This is a genomic window from Pseudogemmobacter sp. TB195 (genome assembly GCF_058313095.1).
The window spans coordinates 58055-76751 of record NZ_JBZEGG010000005.1; the positions used below are offsets into that span (position 1 = coordinate 58055).

Consider the following 18697-nt stretch of genomic DNA (forward strand, 5'->3'; position numbering starts at 1 on the left):
CGAAACCTCAGGAGACAGGGGCAAGCAGGCGGTCAAACAGCCGCGGGAAAATACCGCCGGCGGCCAGCAGCGCCCGCTCATCGGCACCGTGAAGGTCGGCGGTCAGGCTGAAGCGGATCTCGCTGCCATCCGGCGCGGTGGCGGTGACGCGGATCGCATCTCCGGTCCTGATCGCCGCGTGAAGGCCGTCAATGGCAAAGCTTTCCTCACCGCTCAGCCCGAGGCTTTCATGGCTCTCGCCCTCCTGGAACAGTGCGGGCAGGATCCCCATGCCGATCAGGTTAGAGCGATGAATGCGTTCATAATTTCGCGCCATCACCAGCGAGACCCCCAGCAAAGCCGGGCCTTTCGCGGCCCAGTCGCGGCTGGACCCCATGCCATAATCGCGCCCGGCGAGGATGATCGCCGGAACCGAAGCCGCGCGGTAGCGCATGGCGGCGGTATGGATCGGCATCTCTTCGCCATCGGGCAGGTGGCGGGTCCAGCCGCCCGGACGGCGGACGAGGCGGTTGCGGATGCGCGGATTGGCAAAGGTCGCCCGCGCCATAACCTCATGATTGCCGCGCCGCTGCGTATAGGCGTTGAAGGCGCTGACCGGCACGCCCAGGCTGGCCAGATACTCACCGGCAAGCGTATCTGCGGTGATCTCGCCCGAAGGGGTCACATGGTCCGTGGTCAGGCTGTCGCTAAAAACCGCCAGCGCGCGGGCCGCATCGAGACGGTCCGGAACTGAGCGACGGGTTTCCAGGAAATCCTCGTCAAAGAAGGGTGGGCGGGAGATATAGGCCGAGGCCTTATCCCAGTGGAAGAACGGGCCCTCCGGTGTCTCCAGCGCCTGCCATTCCTCGGTGCCCTGCGCGATCGTTGCGTAGTTCTGACGATAATCATCCGGGCGGAGCGCCGTTGCACTGAGCGCCGCCAGTTCCTCTTCGCCCGGCCAGATATCGGCGAGAAAAACCGGCTTGCCCGCCTGATCATGGCCCAGCGGCTCACGCGTCAGGTCAATGTCGATCCGTCCTGCCAGCGCATAGGCCACAACCAGCGGCGGCGAGGCGAGATAGGCGGCCTGGACGGCCTTGTGAGTGCGGCCTTCAAAATTGCGGTTGCCGGACAGCACGGCAGTGGCGACCATGCCCTCCGCGCTGACCTGGTGCTGGATGCCGGGGTCAATCGGGCCGGATTTGCCGGAACAGGTGGTGCAGCCAAAGCCGACCGTATGAAAGCCCAGCTCATCCAGCGGTTTGAGCAGCCCGGCCGCGCCGAGGTAGCTGAGCGCGACCCGCGAGCCCGGCGCCATCGAGGTCTTCACGCCTTTTGCGGTTCTCAGCCCGCGCGCGACCGCAGCACGGGCCAGCAGCCCTGCGCCCAGCATCAGCGTCGGGTTGGACGTATTGGTGCAGGAGGTGATCGCCGCAATGGCCAGGCGGCCATGATCGGGATGCGGCCCGGCCTCGAACCCGCCCGCCGATGCGGGGAGAGAAAGCCCCGCGCGAAACGCATCCGCGACCTGCGACAGGGCCAGCCTGTCCTGCGGGCGGCGTGGTCCGGCAAGTGAGGGCTCGACCTCGGACAGATCAATCTCAAGCAGGTCGGAAAATTCCGGCTCCGGCGCCCCGTTGTCGCGAAACAGGCCGAGGCGGCGCGCAACGGCTTCGACCTGAGCGATATGCTCCTCGTCGCGGCCCGTCTGACGCAGATAGTCGAGGGTCAGGCGGTCGATCGGAAAATAGCCGCAGGTCGCCCCATATTCCGGCGCCATATTGCACAGGGTCGCGCGTTCCGGGACCGCGAGGTGATCAAGCCCCTGGCCGGTAAATTCGACAAAGGCCCCTACGACATTCAACGCGCGAAGGCGCTGCGTCAGGGTCAGAACCAGGTCGGTCGTGGTGACACCCGGCCTCAATGCGCCGGTCAGCCTCACGCCGGTGACACGCGGGATGGTGACGCGGTAACGTTCGCCCACAAGGGCGGCCTCGGCATCAATACCGCCAACGCCCCAGCCAAGCACGCCGAGGGCATTGATCATCGGGGTGTGGGAATCGCAGCCCAGCACGAATTCCGGATGCCCGTCCGCCGTGACGACGCGGGCGAGATGTTCCAGATGCACCTGGTGGATGATGCCCATGCCGGGCGGGATCACCCGCAGCTTTTCAAAGGCCTGCTGCGCCCAGCGAAAGACCGTGTAGCGCTCGGCATTGCGGCGAAATTCCATCTTCAGATTGTGCTGCATCGCGCCCGGATGCCCGGCCTGATCGACGATCAGCGAATGATCCACCACAAGGTCGCACTGGATCTGCGGCTCGGCGCGGGCCGGGTCGCCACCCTCGCGCAACAGCGCGTCGCGTAAGGCGGCGAAGTCCATCAGCACCGGCAAGCCGCTGGAATCGGGCAGCACCACCCGGTCGACCGCCAGAGGCACCACAAGACCCGGGGCCCCCGGTCTCCAGGCGGCGACCTCAAGGATCAGGGCACGCTCGTCGGTCGGGCTGTTGCGGATCAGGTTCTCAAGGACGATCCGCAATGAATAGGGCAGCGGTGCGGTTCGTGTGGCGACGAGCCTCGCCAGTTCTGCTGCAACAGAGGCCTGTCGCCCATCGGCGCGGTCCTCGGAAATCTGGGTAATGCTCATGCCTCTGCTCTCCTGACGCCATTCTGGTGCAGATCGCGAAAACTGTCAAGAAAGTTGTATTATAAAGAATACAATAAAACAAATATGGCCAAAGAGAAGGGCGCGACATCTGGTATGCTGCATCCGGATCACAGGGGAAGAAGCCGGGCACACCGTCTGGCAACGAGCAGGCCCCTGTCTGGGGGCCTGGCACATCTGTTCGGTTTCGCATGTGACGGTGCGGCCTGGCGCAAGGGCAGGACTACCGGGCGCCGCTGAGACCGGAAATTCGCGGAATGTCAGGAAGAAGCAGAAGAGCCCGTCAGGATGCGAAGTCCTGGCCACGCCGGACCCATTGCGGCGTCTGGCTTTCGCCCTGTTCGCGCGAAAGGCTTACCCGGTATTCAAACAGCTCGGGATTGTAGAAGATCCGCAGAAATTCCACGAGGCGCCCGGTACTGTCGAAAACGGTGCGGCGCATACAGATCAGCGGCGCGCCGGGGGCCATGCCAAGATGGCTGGCCAGCTCCGGATCGGCGGCAACGGCAGTCAGGCGTTGTTCGGCATGGGAAAAGACAAAACCCTGTTCTTCCAGCGCTGCAACCACCGTGCGGTTTCCAAGCGATTCTTCGGAAAGAAGGTCCGATTCCGGCGGGAAAACATAGACGACGGAATGTGAAAACGGCACCTCGCCGCGGCGACGGGTGCGCCGGATCCTGAGCGCGGGACCGTTCAGCGCCTGACCGGTTTCCCGGGCCAGATCATTCGGAATATCCACTTTGGCGAATTCATGCAGTTCAACCGCCGTGGTTTCCTCAAACTCCCGAATATTGTCTTTGAAGCCGCTGATGCCGTCTCCGGGGCCACGGTCCAGCACCTCCGGATTGACAAAGGTACCGCGCCCGCGATGGCGGGTGATCAGACTGGCCTCTTCGAGAAGGGCCATTGTCTTGCGCACCGTCACCCGCGAGACGCCATATTCAGCTGCAAGCTCCTGTTCGGAGGGCATGACCTCGCCCTCGCCCCAGGTTCCGGCGCGAATCTGCTGATCCAGCACCAGGAAGATCCGGAAATACAGCGGAATGATGTCCTGCAAATCCCTGCTTTGTCGGGCTTGTGTCATCATTGCTTTACTGTGGATCCTGCACCGCGTTGCCAGAAGCTATAGGCCGCACAGGGGCTTGCGTCCAGTCTGGTGTGGCCGTTCAGCCAATGGTTTGCGCAAGCTCGGGGGCGGCGCGCTTCATGTTTTCACCCGGCGCGATATTCAGCGTCTTCAGCAACCACCATGCGGTGCAGAGGTTGGAGGACAGGAAAGGCAGGCCGCTGTCAGCGACCGCAAGCCCGGCGGGCACGGTGATCATGCCGGTGCCGCTCATCACCACGGCATCCGCGCCGCTGTGATCCACCCGGCCAAGGGCGGCCGCGACCTCATCTGTCGTCAGCTCGTAAGCGCGGAACTCTTCCGAGATCGGGACAATCTGGGTCACCTCGCAGCCAAAGGCCGTCCAGAAGGCGGTGGCATTTTCCGTGAGCCAGGCAGGATAAGGCGAGACCAGGGCGATCCGCTTTGCCTTCAGGGCCTCAAGTGCGCGCAGGATCGCGAGGCTGGCCGTCGCGACCGGATGACCTGCCTGGGCCGAAAGGCGGTCACATTGCGCGATATCGCCCTCGGGCAACAGCCGGTAAGACGGGCCGGTCAGGCCAATGGCTGTCGCGCCCAGCGTGATCGAGCCGAAATCGCCCAGACGCTGCGGATACTGGTCAAGATAGGCCTGGTTGCGCTCTTCGAGCGTCGTGCCGGGGCGCACGGGAAAGCGGGTCACATGCAGGCCGACGGTTTCGGGAAGCAGGAAGCGCAGCTCGGGTTCAACCGTCGGATTGGCGGGGGGCACCATCACGCCAACACGGGCGGCGGGGGCGAGAAGATCGGCTGCGACGGTCATTTTGCGGTCTCCGGCTGGATGGTCTGTGCGGGTGTCATCCGGGTGTCCGGCTGAAGGTTTTGGGCGTCACGCGGTGGTGCCATGTCGAGCATGGTGGTTCGCACCAGCATTTCCCGCGCGTTTTCCGGGCTGGCAGCACGGCGGCGCACTTCGTCTAGCCATCCTGGGCCGCCCGCGACATTGCGGTCGGTGCGGGGCAGCAGTTCTTCTTCCGCGACGCGGCGCCTCGCAATCGCTGCCGCTTCGGCAAGCCCCGGCTGGCCGCTATCCAGCGCATCGGCAATCGCATGGCCCAGCACCCAGGCATCATGGATGCCGCAATTCATATTCATGCCACCGCGTGTATTGGTCAGATGCAGCGCATCGCCAATCAGGAAAACCCGGTCATTGCCATGGCTGGAGGCCAGCATCTTCCGCGCGCCATAGATATCATGGCTGCGTAGGGTCAGACGCTCGGGCAGCATCGGCAGGAAATGGTGCAACTCTGCCATATACCATTCCGGTCTGACCACTTCATCCTCGTCAAACCCGGCTGGCAGGCGGATGATGAGCCGCCAGCAATCGGGCATTTGCAAGAGGCTGACCGAGCGGTTGTCACGGTCGAAAACATAGCTGATCTGACCGATCCCGGGGAGGTAGTCTTCAATCGGGTCGGTGCTGACAAGCCGCAGCACCCGGCCCGGATAGTGGATACCCTCCAGCTCCAGACCCAGAAGATCGCGCACCGTGCTGCTGGCGCCATCGGCCCCCACCACGAAGTCACAGTCATGATGATGAACGGCGCCATCCGCATCAGACCAGCCGACGCGCACCCCGTCTTCCAGCGTTTCAAGACTTTGCAGCTCTGCACCGAAGCGGATCTCGCCATGGCCCGAGCCGCGCACGATATCCGCCATCAGTGGCGTGATCGCCGATTGCTCCAGATGCAGGCGGAAAGGATAGGGGGTGTCGGCCTCCAGCAGCGCGTGGTCGAATTCGGCAAACACACCGTCGGGATCGCGATACTGGATATGGGTCGCCTTGCGCCCCTTCTCGAGCATTGGCCCGAGAACCCCGAAGTTTCCAAAGATTTCCAGCGTCGGCGGGTGGAAGGTCGACGCTTTTGACACGGTGCTGAGGCCGTCGCGCTTTTCGAGCAGAAGACAATCTGTGCCGCGGCGGCTGAGCACGACCGCAATCGCCAGCCCTACCGGCCCGGCTCCGATTACCGTTACTCGTGCAGCATCGGCCATCCGAACTCTCCTCAGTCTTGTGGTTGCGGGCAAACGGACAGCCTGGGCTCCGGAAAGTTCTATCGCATAGCTTTATGTCTCATACAAGATACATTTGATGCGGTGTGATGTCTCACATCAGGCCATTGCGCGGTGGGCAGATATTGCCGCCGCACGTCTGAACGCTGTTCCGGCAGGTGGCTGCAACGAACAGGACAGGTGCCGTTTGCGGCGCAGAAGAAATCCGAAATGAAACAGGCCTCAGGCGCCGCCTTCCGGCAATGCGCGCAGCTGATCCAGCGCCAGGCGGATATGGGCGCGCATCAGGGCTTCGGCCTGATCCCCTTCTCCGGCGGCAATTGCAGCGGCGATGGCGCGATGCTCATCAGCGGCCTGGGATTTGCGCTCGGGCACCGCGCCGGATTGGCGGCGATAGAGCTTGAGCAGGTGATAAAGATCGCCGCAAAGCGTCCGCACCAGCCGCTCATTGCCGCTGGAAACTGCGACCAGCTCATGAAAATCCAGATCCGGGCCATCAATCAGCGGCTCAAACTGCGCGAGCAGCGCCTGTGCAGAGGAAGGCTGCATCCGTTCCGCCGCAAGCCGGGCGGCGCATCCTTCCAGCGCTTCGCGCAGCTGAAAGAGATCAATCATCGCCGCACGCGACAGCCGAACCACCCGCGCCCTTTGCCAGGATTCGCGGGTGATCAGTTCAAGGCCCTGAAGGCGGCGCACCGCCTCCCGCACCGGGCCGCGGCTGACGCCCATCTCGGCCGCAATCCGTGCCTCGCGGATTTCGGTGCCGGGAGGAATGGCGCCGGAATGGATCTGCTCCAGAAGAGCATGAAACACCCGGTCGCCAAGCGCCGCTGCTTTCGGTTCTGGCTCTGTCATAAGGCCCCAGTCCGGCTTGTGATCCGGTTCGCGGTCAGTATGTGACCCCGTCAAGGTCCATATAGCGCGCTTCCAGACCGGCGACATCATTCTCGCCCATCAGATCCCACAAATCATCGATATCGGTGAGGAGGTCCGGTCGTTCTGTCGGCTCAAAGCTGTCGAGCGATTCCTTCATCGCCACCAGCGCCCGCCGCATCGCCAGCACGGCCGCCGCAGGCAGCATCCGGGGCAGGGTGACCCGCTTCACCCCAAGCTCTGCCAGCCGCGCCACCGGAATCAGCGGCGTCGTCGGGCGCGAACGGAGGCCAAAGCCCATATTGACCGAGACCGGCACATCCACCGATTCGACCAGGCGGCGGATCTGGTCCTCTCCCTTGATCGCATCGGCAAAGATCAGATCCGCCCCCGCCTTTACATAAAGCTGCGCCCGGCGGATCGCCTCATCCAGCCCCTCGACGGCAATCGCATCCGTGCGGGCGAGGATAACGAAATCATCATCCCTGCGGGCATTGCAGGCGGCCTCGATCTTGCGGGCCATCTCGCGCGCATCGATCACATCCTTGCCTGCCATATGGCCGCATCGCTTGGGGCTGACCTGATCTTCGATGTTGATGCCGACAACGCCGGCTTCCTCGAAAAGCTTCGTGACATGGAAGACAGTGACCGGGTTTCCATAGCCCGTATCGGCATCGGCCATCAGCGGGATCGAGATCGAGCGCGCCAGAATGCGGACCGCTTCGAGATTGTCCGTCAGGCTCATGATGCCCGTATCAGGCACACCGAGCCGCGCATTGGCGAGGCCCGCGCCGGTGGTGCAGGCGGTCTTGTAGCCCATCTGCTCGACCAGCTTTGCGGAATATCCATCGAAGACGCCCGGAGAGACGAGAACGGGCTCTGACTTCAGAAGCTCCCTGAAAACACGCGCCTTAGTGATCATTTTCTTCCCTTACCGTGATCGAGTTCGTTGGGTGGCAAGATTGTGGAGGAGGAAGAAACTGTCAACACTTTGAATGCTGGCCACCGCCTTATGCCTGGCCCATGTGTTTTTGTGACGCCTTTTGTGATGACCATGAGGTGACGTTGCCCCCTGTGGCTGATCCAGTCTGACCTCGGCTCTGGCCGAACCGAAAGGGCCCGAGATGACGCGCAGCAGGTTCACCGAAGATCAGATTATCCGCATGCTGAAGGAGCACGAGGCCGGGGTTTCTATAGCCGGGCTGTGCCGCAAGCAGGGCGTCAGCGATTCGACCCTCTGCAAGGGGAAGGCCAGGTATGCCGGTATGGATGTCAGCGAGACGAAGCGGCTGAAGGGGCCAGAGGTGGAGGAGGATCAGGAAACGATCCGGGGGATCGTTTTCCCGACGAACGGAATGCCCGTCTGAAGCGGATGCTGGCGGGCCACGGGATGGGCGACCGTCGGGCATGTCGGGTGATCGGCACACGGGCACCGATGGCGCTGTCGCTCATGCCGGACCAGATCTGGTCGCTCGATTTTGTCTCGGACCAGCTGACCGATGGCCGCCGCTTCCGGGTCATCACCCTGGCCGATGACTGCAGGCGGAAATGCGTCGCCCTGATCGCCGACGCCTCCCTGTCCGGAGCCAGGGTGGCGCGGGAACTGGCCACGCTGTTCGAGGTGCGTGCCAGGCCTCTGACAATGGTCAGTGACAACATCCCGGCTCGGGAAGGAAACGCGGTTTCAGGCGTCAGATCACGGGGCATTCGAGCGAAGGGGCGCCTTAAGAACAGATGCCCAGGCGGGTTCCGCCGTCGGGAAGTGGCCTTTGCTATAGCAAATACAGGGTCGGCCAGGTTGCCGCCCTTACCGTCCTTAAGACGAGATCCTAAATCCCGGGCGGAAGGCCCGAACATTGTCTGCGAGGTCAGGAAGCTGCCTCCGCGGCTCTACAGAGAGGGGTCCTTCCTGCGCCGTGACCTGCATCTTGTGCCTGCCAGGTATGGTGATGACTGCGCGCTGCGGGCCGGATGTTCTTCACAACCTGCCCGGCTGGCGCTTTCATCGTGACGGCTTTCTTCACCATCTTCTCAACTTCATCCGGCTCTGGATGAGCCAGAAGCGCTCCACTGCGCAATCACGCCAGACTGTTCCATGGGGCTGCCGGCGGACAATCCTGTCCCCCTTACGTGGAAAAAACCGGGTAAGGACCCTGTAAATCCAGGGGCCATTACGTGCGACCACTCAGCCGCAGCACCAGCACGTAAAGCGCGGGGACCATGAAGAGGGCGATCACCGTTGAGGCGACCATACCGCCCAATACCCCGATTCCAATGGCATGCTGCGCTGCCGCACCTGCCCCGGAGGCGAGCGCCAGGGGCAGGACACCCAGGGCAAAGGCGAAAGAGGTCATCAGAATCGGCCGCAGCCGGGCTTCGGCGGCGGAACGGGTGGCAGCCAGCAGCTCCATCCCCTGTTTTCGTCGCGCCTCGGCGAATTCGACGATCAGGATCGCGTTGCGCGCGGCAAGGCCGATGGTCGTTAAGAGACCCACTTTGAAATAGACATCGTTCGACTGCCCGAACCCCCAGGCCGCAACAAGCGCGCCAAGAATGCCCACCGGCACCGCCAGCATCACCGAGAACGGGACCGACCAGCTTTCATAAAGGGCCGCCAGCGACAGGAACACCACGAGTGCCGACATGGCGAAGAGGATCGGCGCCTGGTTGCCCGAAAGCCGCTCCTGATAGGAAAGGCCGGTCCAGGCGATGCTGTAGCCGGGAATATCTTCCAGCAGGGCCTCGAGCCCCGCCATCGCCGCGCCGGTCGAAATTCCCTCACCCGGATTGGCAGAGACCGAGATCGCCCGTGTGCCGCCATAGCGGTTCAGCGTGGGGGAGTTTTCGGACCAGGTCTGGGTCATGAAACTGGCAAAGGGCACCATCTCGCCGGCGCGGTTCCTTGCATGCCAGACAGTCACGTCTTCGGGCTGCATCCGCCATTCGGCGGCCCCCTGGACGATCACCGGTCGCAGCTCGGCCCCGAGTTCGAAATCGTTCACCTCCCGGCCCGAGAAGATCACCGAGAGCATGGCATTCACCTCGGACACCGTGAGCCCCATTGCCCGGGCACGGCTTTGGTCGACATCGAGGCGCAAAGCGGGGCGCCGGCTCGGCTCATGGCCGCGAAAGCCCGAGGCGATACCGGCCTCCTGGGCGCGCGTGGCCAGAAGCATTGCGGCCTCTTCCATTGCGGCCTGGCCCTGACCTGCCTGGTCGATCAGATAGAAGGAAATACCGGCGGAACTGCCGACCCCCTGGATCGCCGGTGGCTGGGAGAAGGTTATATTGCCGGCGCGATGGCCGTTGAAATGGGCATTGGCGACGCGCTCCAGCCGGGACGCAGACAGGCCGGGGCGATCGGCAAAAGGTTTCAGCCTGATATAAAGCATGGCGGTATTCGGCCCGCCTCCGCCCCAGGTAAAGCCAAGCGCGGTCATCACGGTGTCAACGGTCGCGCCTTCTTCCTCCATCAGCCAGTCAACGACTTCTTCGGTCACGGCACGGGTCTGCGAGGTGGTCGAGCCTTCGACAAGGCGCAGCTGCACCATCATCACGCCCTGATCTTCTTGCGGGACAAAAGACGACGGCAGCTGGCGAAACAGCTGGAACGAGCCCCAGCTGATCGCGCAAAGCACAAGCAGGACAAGAAAGGGCCAGCGCATGGCCAGCCCGGCGGCATGGCCATAGCCGCGCGTCACTTTGGCCATTCCGCGGTTGAACTGGCGGGCAAACCAGTTGCCGCCGTCATGCGCGCGCGGCTTCAGAAGTGCCGCACACATTGTGGGAGACAGGATCAGGGCCACTGCCAGCGACAGGACCATGGCCGAAATGATCGTGATCGAAAACTGCCGGTAGATCACCCCGGTCGAACCCGTCATGAAGGCCATCGGCAGAAAGACCGAAGACAGGACCAACACGATCCCGACCAGCGCTGATGAAATCTGCCCCATCGACCGGCGCGTGGCGCTGACCGGATCCAGCCCCGGCTCCTGCTCCAGCTGGCTTTCGACATTCTCGACCACCACGATCGCGTCATCGACCAGAAGACCGATCGCCAGCACCATGGCGAACATGGTCAGCGTGTTGATCGAATAGCCAAGCCCCGAGAGCACCCCGAAGGTGCCCAGAAGCACCACCGGAATGGCGATCACCGGGATGATGGTTGCGCGCCAGCTTTGCAGGAAGATCAGGATGACGAAGAACACAAGCGCCACCGCTTCGGCCAGCGTTTTCCAGACGGTCTGGATCGATTCCTCAATAAAGGGCGAGGTGTCGAACGGATAGGCAACCTCGACCCCTTCGGGCAGGGCGCTTTGCAGGCCAGAAAGCGTCTCGCGCACCCGTTTCGCGGTCTCGACGGCATTCGCCCCCGTGGCCAGCGTCACCGAAAAGCCGGCGGCATTGGCGCCGTTGAAAAGCGCCGAACGGCCATAGCTCGTCTGGCCGATCTCGATTGTGGCAACATCGCCCAGCAGCACTTCACCGCCGCCTTCTTCGACCCTGAGCCGGATCTGCGCGAACTGATCGACCCCGGTAAGCTGGGTCTGCGACGAGAGCGCCACGGTCAGCTGTTGCCCCGGCACCGCCGGATCCGCGCCAAGCGCTCCGACCGAGACGGTGGAATTCTGATCGGCAATCGCGGCGGTGACATCGCCGGGGGTGATCTGGAATTCGGCCATCTTCATCGGGTCCAGCCAGACCCGCATCGCAAAGCCCGATGAGAAACTGTCGATCGATCCGACCCCGTCGACCCGGAGCACTGCGTCCTCGACCATCTGCGTCGTCAGATCGCCCAGTTGCAGCGTCGAATAGCGGTTGTCGCGCGAGACCAGCGCCCCCACCATCAGCGAGCTTTCCCCGGCGCGCTGAACTTCGGTGCCGCGTTCGCGCACGACCAGTGGCAGACCGGATTCCGCCAGCGCGACCTTGTTCTGCACCTGGTTCTGCGCCTGATCCGCCGTCACCGTGTCGTTGAAAACCAGTTCGACCCGGCTGCGACCGCTGGCCGAAGAGCTTGAGGTCATGAACAAGAGTCCGTCGAGCCCGGTCATCGCATCTTCGATCACCGAGGTGACGGAATTCTCGGTCGCCTCGGCTGAGGCGCCGGGATAGGTCGCGGTCACACTGATACGGATCGGCGCGATATCGGGATATTGCTCGATGGGCAGGTTCCAGAGCGACCAGCTGCCGAACAGCATGGTGATGATCGCGAGAACCCAGGCGAAGACCGGGCGAGTGATGAAAAACTGTGCCATCAGATCAGTTCCCCGCGCCGCCTTCGGTGGCGGGCGCAAGGTCGCGCACCACCCCTTGCGCATCTATGGTCACCGGGACGGGGGTGATCTCGCGCCCCTCACGCATGGTGTTGATCCCGTCAAGCAGCAGCCAGTCGCCCGGTTCCAGCCCGGCCTGTACGATCCAGGCCGCCTCCCAGGTGCCGGTTTCGGTCAGGTAGCGTTTGGCGACTTTGCCATCCACAGCGATCCAGGCCGAAAGCCGCCCGTCGCGTTCGCGCTGTGTGGCACGCTGCGGCACAAGGATCGCCTGCTGCCGCGCCAGCGTCAGCTCGGCCTGGAGGAACATGCCCGGCGCGATCATGCCGCCCGGATTGAGAACCTCGAACCTGAGCGTGCGGGTGCCGGTCGAGGAGGACACTGTCGCCGCCGAAGAAATCAGCGCCGCCTGGCCCGCGATCCGCCGCCCGCCATCGAGAACCAGGACCAGTTCGGGTGTGATCAGCTCGATCTCGCCTCTTTCGGCCCGGGCCTCGATGGCAAGCCGCGTCTGATAGGGTTCCGACAGATCGACCAACACCGGATCGACCTGGACGATTTCGGCCAGCGCCTGGGCCTGACCCTGGGTCACCAGATCCCCGACCGAGACCTGGGCCACACCGACAATCCCGGTGATCGGTGCCCGGATCGTCGTCCAGTCCAGCTGGGCGCGGGCCAGATCCACGCCGGATTCCGCCTCGGCCAGCCCGGCCTGGGCTTTCAGAAGGTCGGTTTCGGCAATATCCAGCGCCGCCTGGCTGGCTGATGAGCCGCGCAGGGCAGAGACCCGGCCATAGCTGGTTTCGGCCGCCTTCAGATCCGCCGAGGCCCGCGCTAGGCTCGCCTCTGCCGAGGCCAGCGCGGCACGATAGGTCAGCGGGTCAATGGTGAAAAGCGGGGTCCCGGCCTCGACCTGCGCCCCCGGGGTATAGAGGATCGCGGTGATCTCGCCCCCGACCCTTGGCCGGAGCTGCGTCGCGCTGCGCGCCACCGCCCGCCCGGTCAGCAGCTGCTGCACCGGCACCGAGGCCCGTTCCAGCACGACATATCCGGCCTTGGGGGGCGGAGACGGGGCCTCCTGTGCCAGCGCGGGGCGCAGGAGCGGCAGCGGCACCAACAGGCCGGCCGGCAAGAGAACCAGCATGGCAGCCAGGAGATTGCGGGCGGGAGAAAAGCGAAAGGGCCGGGCTCCGGTGGATCGCAATTGGGTTCGCATCGGGAAGTCTCCGGCCTGTAGCTGCCTGTTCGGCTGTTGTTATGGTACGGATCCGCAGCCGGACCCATGGACTGACACGTCAGCCGCAGAATTTTCCGGCGTTTATGTCGCGACAAGGCTCTGATAAAGGCCCATGGCGCTGATCTGCCTGAACTTATGGCACTGTTTCGTGACTTTTCCTCTCTCGCCAGCGGAACTTCGCCCCTGGATGGTAAATCCGCCGTGAACCACGCCTCCTGAGGTGGACTTCTCTCCCCCTGGCCCGGATAAATGGCTGATGTCTTCCAGATCCCTCCTGACCCTGATCATCGCGGCTTTGCTGCTTATTGCCATCGGTATCGGCACCCTGATGCCTGGCGGGGCACTGCCACAGATGCCTGGTTCTGACAAAATGCAGCATTTTGGGGCCTTTGCCCTTGTTGCTCTTGTTGTCACCCTGCTGCGGCCGGGCTGGGTCCTGCCGGTCGCTCTGATCCTGGTGGCCTATGGCGGGCTGATCGAGCTGATCCAGCCGCTGGTCGGGCGCGCGCGCGAGCTTGCGGATTTCGTGGCCGACAGTCTCGGCGTGGCGGCAGGCAGCCTCACGGGGCTGATCGTCCACCAGGCTATTCAGCGCCTCCAGCGCGGCACCGGCGACACGGCCGTAAACCAGGCCGCCGATAGCCGCTGACCCAGGGGGCTTCCGGCTGGACGATCTGGGCCGGATCCCTGGCCCCACCCCGGGCAGAGCCGAGTGGATCCAGGCCGCCATTGAATGGGGCGCCTAAAACCTGCACCCGCTGATCCTGACGATCAATTGGCCGGTCTGGTCTGATTAAGATGCTCCCGAAGGGTCGTCCCGGTATATGCGTCGCGATAGATCCCCCGCGCCTGGAGATGCGGCACGACTTCCCTCGCGAAGTCTGAAAAGCTTCCAGGAAGAAAAGCCGGGGTTACCACAAACCCGTCGCAGCAGCCGCTCTCGAACAGCTCAGCTAACCTGGCAGCGATTTCCGCGCCGGTGTCAGCAATCTGTGGGACCCGGATGCTCGCGGCCCAGATCCGGCCAATGTCACCCAGGGTCTCATACGGGGCATGGATCGAAGGCAGCTTTTCACGGACATAGGCTGGCACCTCCGGGCGCTCCAGCAGGGCCGCAACCGTCAGGTCCAGCGGATAGGGCCCAAGGTCGAAATTCAGCTGCCCCGAAAGGGTGACAAGGCCAAGTTCGGGCCTCGCGAGGCTGTTGTGAAAGCGCAGCTTGTCCTCTGCCTCGGCCCGGGTCGCGCCGATAAAGGGCATCACCGCCGTGAGGATCTTGCAGTCCTCTGGCTGACGCCCGGCCAGTCGCATCTCTTCATGCACGGATTTGCGGAACCGGCGCATTTCTTCCGGCTGCCGGTGGATCGTGAAAATCACCTCGGCCCAGCGGGCACCAAAGCGCCGACCGCGGCCGGAGGAGCCTGCCTGGATGATCACCGGGTGACCCTGCGGCCCTGGCGGAATGTTCAGCGTGCCATTTACCCTGATCCATTTTCCTTCATAGGATACCGGGCGGATACGGGACGGATCGGCGAAAATCCCGGCCTCTTTGTCATGGATAAGTGCATCCGGAGCCCAGCTCTTCCACAATGCCAGCGTGGCCTCGACAAATTCATCGGCGCGGTCATAGCGCAGATCATGGGCCAGATGCTGATCCGCCCCGAAAATCCGGCCCTCGCTGTCATTCATTGAGGTGACGATATTCCAGGCAGCCCGACCCTTCGAGATATGGTCGAGCGTCGCGAAGGAACGTGCAACATGGTTCGGCTCGAAATAAGTGGTCGAGCGGGTGCCACCGAGGCCGATCCTGCTGGTCTGTGCGGCAAGATAGGACAGCATCGGCACCGGATCCAGACGCGCAGCATCCTGGGCCCCATAGCGAAAACTGGTCTCGCGTCCCTCTGTCAGCTGCTCCGAGACCGCCAGGCGATCCGCGAAGAACAGGAAGTCAAAAAGACCTTCTTCCAGCGCATGGGCCGTTGCTGTGTAGAGCGCGGGATCCAGGAAACTGCCCCTGGTTTCGGGATGTCTCCAGAGCGCATGGCTGTGGGCCACGGGACCTGCAATCAGAAAAGCGGCGAGATGGATCTGGGGTTTGCCCATGGTGTTCTCCTGTCAGCGTGGCGCTCTGAGCGGCCAGGTCAGTTCTCTGCTCCGGGTCAGGCCGCCTGGACGCCGGGTCAGAACAACAAGAATGATTATGGCAAGAAGCAGTTCCTGGCTGCCGGAGGGGAGGCTGAACCGGCTTTCTCCAAGCGTGACGCCGGATTCCAGGACCCGAAAGCCTGAGATGATGCTGCGGATCAGCACCGCACCCAGCACAGCGCCGGTCACGCTGGCGCGGCCACCAAAGATCAGCATGGCCAGCATCAGGAATGTGAGATCCAGCCAGAAGGTCCGCACCGAAAGCGCGCCAAGGAAATGGCCAAGCAGCACGCCGCCGACCCCGACAAAGAACGCGCTCAGCGAAAGCGAGAGGATGCGCAGCAGCAGAACCGGTACGCCCGAGGCCCGGGCCGCGATCAGGTCATCCTGTGAGGCGCGCAGCATCAGGCCATAGCGGCTTTCGCGAAACAGCACCGCTGCGGCCACTGTCACCACAGCCCAGGCGGCGGCAGTGCCCGCTGAGACGTCAAGCGGCAGGCCGATCAGCGTGCTGGCCCCGGCCGTCCAGCTGGTCCAGCTCTCATAGATCGCGCGCATCATCGCAAGGAACGCAAAGAGCGCGATAGAGGCCCCGATACCGCTCAGCCGCATCAGGATCAGCCCGATCAGCGCCGCGACAAGGGCCGCAAGGCTGGCCGCGATCAGGGTTGCGGGCAGCAAAGGCACCGTGTTTTGCAAAAGAAAGTCCGGCAGTCCGGGAAGGTAGACCGGTTTCAGCCCCGGGCAGCAGGTCTGCCAGGCCGAGGCATAGGCCGCGATCAGCATGAAAGCGGAATGCCCGAATGAAACGATCCCCGAATTGCCGATGAAGATCTGCAGGCCGACCACCGCGACGACATAGATGAACATCTCGGTCAGGAAGCGGTTCAGCGCGGGCGGGCCAAAGCTCTGGCCCAGAACCCAGATCAGTCCGATGGCCAGTGACAGGTTGACCGCAGTGGCAAAGCGGAAGGCGGGACGTGCGGCCATGGGTCAGACCCTCTCAATATGGGATTTGGCGCGGATCAGCCCGCCTGGCGCAATCACCAGCAGGATGAGGGCAAAGCCGAAGACGAAGGCGTCGCGCGCCTCGCGCAGGTGATCGGGCAGAAAGGCCTGGAGGGCGGTGGTGGCGATCCCGATCAGGAAACCGGCCAGAACCGGGCCCAGCAGGCCCCCCATGCCGCCGATCACCGTGGCCATAAAGCCCATCAGCGTGATCGGAACGCCCATCCGGTAATCCAGGGTACCTGTCTTCACGACAAGCAGCAGGGCCGTCAGCGCCGTCAGAGCGCCGCCGATTGCGAAAGCCGTGCCGATCACCCGGTCCGCCCGGATGCCCAGCAATTGCGCCATAAGAAAGTTTTCCGATGCGGCCCGCATCTCGGCGCCGAAACGGGTGCGCTTCAGAAACAGCGCCACCGCTGCCAGCGCGGAAAAACAGGTGGCGATGGTCACCAGATCGATGATCGGAGCCTGCCCCCCGGCAAAGCGCGCCGGGGCCATCAGTTCCGGCCAGAGATTGATCGATTTCGGCCGCCCGCCATGCACCAGCAGGATCAGGTTCTGCAAGGCATAGCTTACCGCGAAAGAGGAGATCAGCAGCGTCGCGGGCTCGGCATTGCGCAATGGGCGGAAGGCCAGCCATTCCGTCGCAAGCGCCAGCAGCACGATCAGTGCGATTACCGCGAGGATGAGAAGCGGTGCCGGCCAGGTGCCGATAAACGGCGTTGCCACCTGGGCCGCCGATGGCACCACCAGCGCATAGGCGGCCCAGGTGATGTAATCGCCACTGGCGAAATTGATCAGCCGCATCACGCCAAAGATCAGCGCCACACCAAGCGCCACCAGCGCATAAAGCCCGCCAAGCGAAAGGGCATCAATCACATATTGCATGAGGCTCATAATGCGGCTTCCCCGAAATAGGCCTGGTGCAGGCTTTCGGCTGAGAGGATCTCCGCGCGCGGGGCGGAAAAGGTGATGCGCCCGTTTCGCAGGACGCAGATATGATCCGCGATGCTGAGCGCGCGTTCGGCGCTTTGCTCGACGACCAGCGCCGCGACACCGCGCGCTTTCAGCCCCCGGATCGCGCCCAGCACCAGCGCTGTCATTTTTGGTGAGAGACCCAGCGAGGGTTCATCCACCAGCAAAAGCCTGGGCCGGGTCAGCAGGGCGCGGGCGATGACCAGCTGTTGTTGCTCGCCCCCCGAAAGCCTGCCTGCCGGTGTGGCAAGGCGGGTCTCCAGCGCGGGAAACTGCGCAACCGCCTCGGCGATGGCATCGTCGAGCTTCTGGCCCGGGCGCAGCCCAAGCCCGAGGTTTTCCGTCACGCTGAGCGTGGAAAAGACGCCGCGCCCCTCGGGCACCAGCGAAAGGCCGCGCCGCGCGACGAGATCGGCGCGCAGGCCGAGGATCTCTTCGCCTTCAAACCGGATGGAACCGCTCACCTGGCGCAACGCGCCGGCGACCGCCAGCATGGCCGAGGATTTTCCCGCCCCGTTCGGGCCGACAAGGCAGGTCACCTGTCCGGCTGCCGCCGTCAGGCTTATACCGCGCAGGGCCTCGATCCGGCCGTAACTGACCCGCAGATCGCTGAGTTCAAGCATCTTCCCCGCCCCCCTCATGACCAACTCCCAGATAGGCGGCGATCACGGTTTCATCCCGGCGGACAAGGTCGGCGGGGCCGTCAGCGATCTTATGGCCCCGGTCCAGCACCACCAGCTGCGGACAGGTCGCAAGGACCACATCCATATTATGTTCGATCAGCAGCAGCCCGCAGCCAAAGCGGGCAGGGATCGCGCGGATTCGCCCGGAAAGGGCGGCGCATTCCACCTCATTCAGTCCGGCGGCGGGTTCATCCAGCAGCAGGAAACGCGGCTGCGAGCCAAGCGTCCGCGCAATGCCGACAAGACGCTCTTCTCCGAAAGAAAGGTCTCCGGCGCGCAGATTTGCCCGGTGACCAAGGTCCATCCAGTCCAGCAGCTCCCGCGCGGCAGGCCCGGCTGCTCTGCGGCTGCGCCCGGCCGCGCAGAGCGCGACCTCGACGTTTTCAGCGACCGTCAGGTCATGGAAAAGCCGCGCGGCCTGAAAGCTGCGCACCACCCCGGCCCGGACCGCGCCGCGCGGGCCGCCCCTGGTGATGTTCTGACCATTGACCAGCACATCCCCCCGATCGGGCCGCTGAAAGCCGGTCAGAACGTTCACAAGCGTGGTCTTGCCCGCACCATTCGGGCCGATCACCCCCAGAATACCGCCCTGATCCAGGCTGATATCGACGGAACTCAGCGCTTTGATGCCGCCGAAACCGACCGATAGGCCGGTTCCGACGAGCTTTGTCACCGGGGACGGCGCCGTTTCGGGGC

Annotated in this window: 15 protein-coding genes and 1 pseudogene; 3 read left to right on the top strand and 13 right to left on the bottom strand. The window is 63.8% G+C overall.

Annotated elements, in window-relative coordinates:
- Positions 1–7: 7 nt before the first annotated feature.
- From acnA to AC4FS3_RS07145, 6 genes are all read right to left on the bottom strand, one after another.
- The gene (gene acnA / locus AC4FS3_RS07120; RefSeq protein WP_491019944.1) at positions 8–2629 is read right to left on the bottom strand and encodes an aconitate hydratase AcnA; all 2622 of its coding nucleotides are present in this window, start codon (positions 2627–2629) and stop codon (positions 8–10) included.
- Positions 2630–2930: 301 nt separating this feature from the next.
- Complete coding sequence (locus AC4FS3_RS07125; protein ID WP_491019945.1) at positions 2931–3704, bottom strand: GntR family transcriptional regulator; 774 nt, start codon at positions 3702–3704, stop codon at positions 2931–2933.
- Between the two features lie 109 nt (positions 3705–3813).
- Positions 3814–4554 carry a maleate cis-trans isomerase family protein gene (locus AC4FS3_RS07130; protein WP_491019946.1) on the bottom strand — a complete coding sequence of 247 codons (741 nt, stop codon included), beginning with the start codon at positions 4552–4554 and terminating at the stop codon, positions 3814–3816.
- Positions 4551–5786, bottom strand: coding sequence for an FAD-dependent oxidoreductase (locus AC4FS3_RS07135; protein WP_491019947.1), 1236 nt, complete (start codon positions 5784–5786; stop codon positions 4551–4553). Before AC4FS3_RS07135 ends, AC4FS3_RS07130 begins: the two co-directional genes overlap by 4 nt.
- A 240-nt stretch (positions 5787–6026) precedes the next feature.
- Positions 6027–6659: a GntR family transcriptional regulator gene (locus tag AC4FS3_RS07140; protein ID WP_491019948.1), complete on the bottom strand. Its 633-nt coding sequence runs from the start codon at positions 6657–6659 to the stop codon at positions 6027–6029.
- 34 nt (positions 6660–6693) lie between these two features.
- Positions 6694–7599 carry an isocitrate lyase/PEP mutase family protein gene (locus tag AC4FS3_RS07145; RefSeq protein ID WP_491019949.1) on the bottom strand — a complete coding sequence of 302 codons (906 nt, stop codon included), beginning with the start codon at positions 7597–7599 and terminating at the stop codon, positions 6694–6696.
- Between the two features lie 202 nt (positions 7600–7801).
- Here AC4FS3_RS07145 and AC4FS3_RS07150 point away from each other — a divergent pair, with 202 nt between their 5' ends.
- Both AC4FS3_RS07150 and AC4FS3_RS07155 read left to right on the top strand, forming a co-directional pair.
- Positions 7802–8044, top strand: coding sequence for a transposase (locus AC4FS3_RS07150; protein ID WP_491019950.1), 243 nt, complete (start codon positions 7802–7804; stop codon positions 8042–8044).
- A gap of 107 nt (positions 8045–8151) precedes the next feature.
- Positions 8152–8361, top strand: a pseudogene (locus AC4FS3_RS07155) (IS3 family transposase); the annotation flags it as partial.
- A gap of 487 nt (positions 8362–8848) precedes the next feature.
- Here AC4FS3_RS07155 and AC4FS3_RS07160 read toward each other — a convergent pair.
- Together AC4FS3_RS07160 and AC4FS3_RS07165 are read right to left on the bottom strand one after the other, a co-directional pair.
- On the bottom strand, positions 8849–11935 hold the full coding sequence (locus AC4FS3_RS07160; protein ID WP_491019951.1) for an efflux RND transporter permease subunit: 3087 nt from the start codon (positions 11933–11935) through the stop codon (positions 8849–8851).
- A 4-nt stretch (positions 11936–11939) separates the two neighbouring features.
- Positions 11940–13169 carry an efflux RND transporter periplasmic adaptor subunit gene (locus AC4FS3_RS07165; RefSeq protein ID WP_491019952.1) on the bottom strand — a complete coding sequence of 410 codons (1230 nt, stop codon included), beginning with the start codon at positions 13167–13169 and terminating at the stop codon, positions 11940–11942.
- Between the two features lie 277 nt (positions 13170–13446).
- On the opposite strand from AC4FS3_RS07165, the gene AC4FS3_RS07170 reads away from it, so the two are divergent.
- Positions 13447–13839, top strand: coding sequence for a VanZ family protein (locus tag AC4FS3_RS07170; protein WP_491019953.1), 393 nt, complete (start codon positions 13447–13449; stop codon positions 13837–13839).
- A 122-nt stretch (positions 13840–13961) separates the two neighbouring features.
- Here the strand turns inward: AC4FS3_RS07170 and AC4FS3_RS07175 are convergent, their stop codons facing one another.
- The 5 genes from AC4FS3_RS07175 to AC4FS3_RS07195 are packed head-to-tail and all read right to left on the bottom strand — an operon-like array spanning position 13962 to position 18674.
- Positions 13962–15293: an NtaA/DmoA family FMN-dependent monooxygenase gene (locus tag AC4FS3_RS07175; RefSeq protein WP_491019954.1), complete on the bottom strand. Its 1332-nt coding sequence runs from the start codon at positions 15291–15293 to the stop codon at positions 13962–13964.
- A gap of 12 nt (positions 15294–15305) precedes the next feature.
- Positions 15306–16325, bottom strand: a complete 1020-nt coding sequence (locus AC4FS3_RS07180; protein WP_491019955.1) for a branched-chain amino acid ABC transporter permease — start codon at positions 16323–16325, stop codon at positions 15306–15308.
- A gap of 3 nt (positions 16326–16328) precedes the next feature.
- Positions 16329–17240 (bottom strand): branched-chain amino acid ABC transporter permease, encoded by a 912-nt coding sequence (locus AC4FS3_RS07185; protein ID WP_491019956.1) that lies wholly within the window; start codon positions 17238–17240, stop codon positions 16329–16331.
- Positions 17237–17941: an ABC transporter ATP-binding protein gene (locus AC4FS3_RS07190; protein WP_491019957.1), complete on the bottom strand. Its 705-nt coding sequence runs from the start codon at positions 17939–17941 to the stop codon at positions 17237–17239. Before AC4FS3_RS07190 ends, AC4FS3_RS07185 begins: the two co-directional genes overlap by 4 nt.
- Positions 17934–18674 (bottom strand): ABC transporter ATP-binding protein, encoded by a 741-nt coding sequence (locus tag AC4FS3_RS07195; RefSeq protein WP_491019958.1) that lies wholly within the window; start codon positions 18672–18674, stop codon positions 17934–17936. The genes AC4FS3_RS07190 and AC4FS3_RS07195 overlap by 8 nt, the downstream gene beginning before the upstream one ends.
- Positions 18675–18697: the final 23 nt, after the last annotated feature.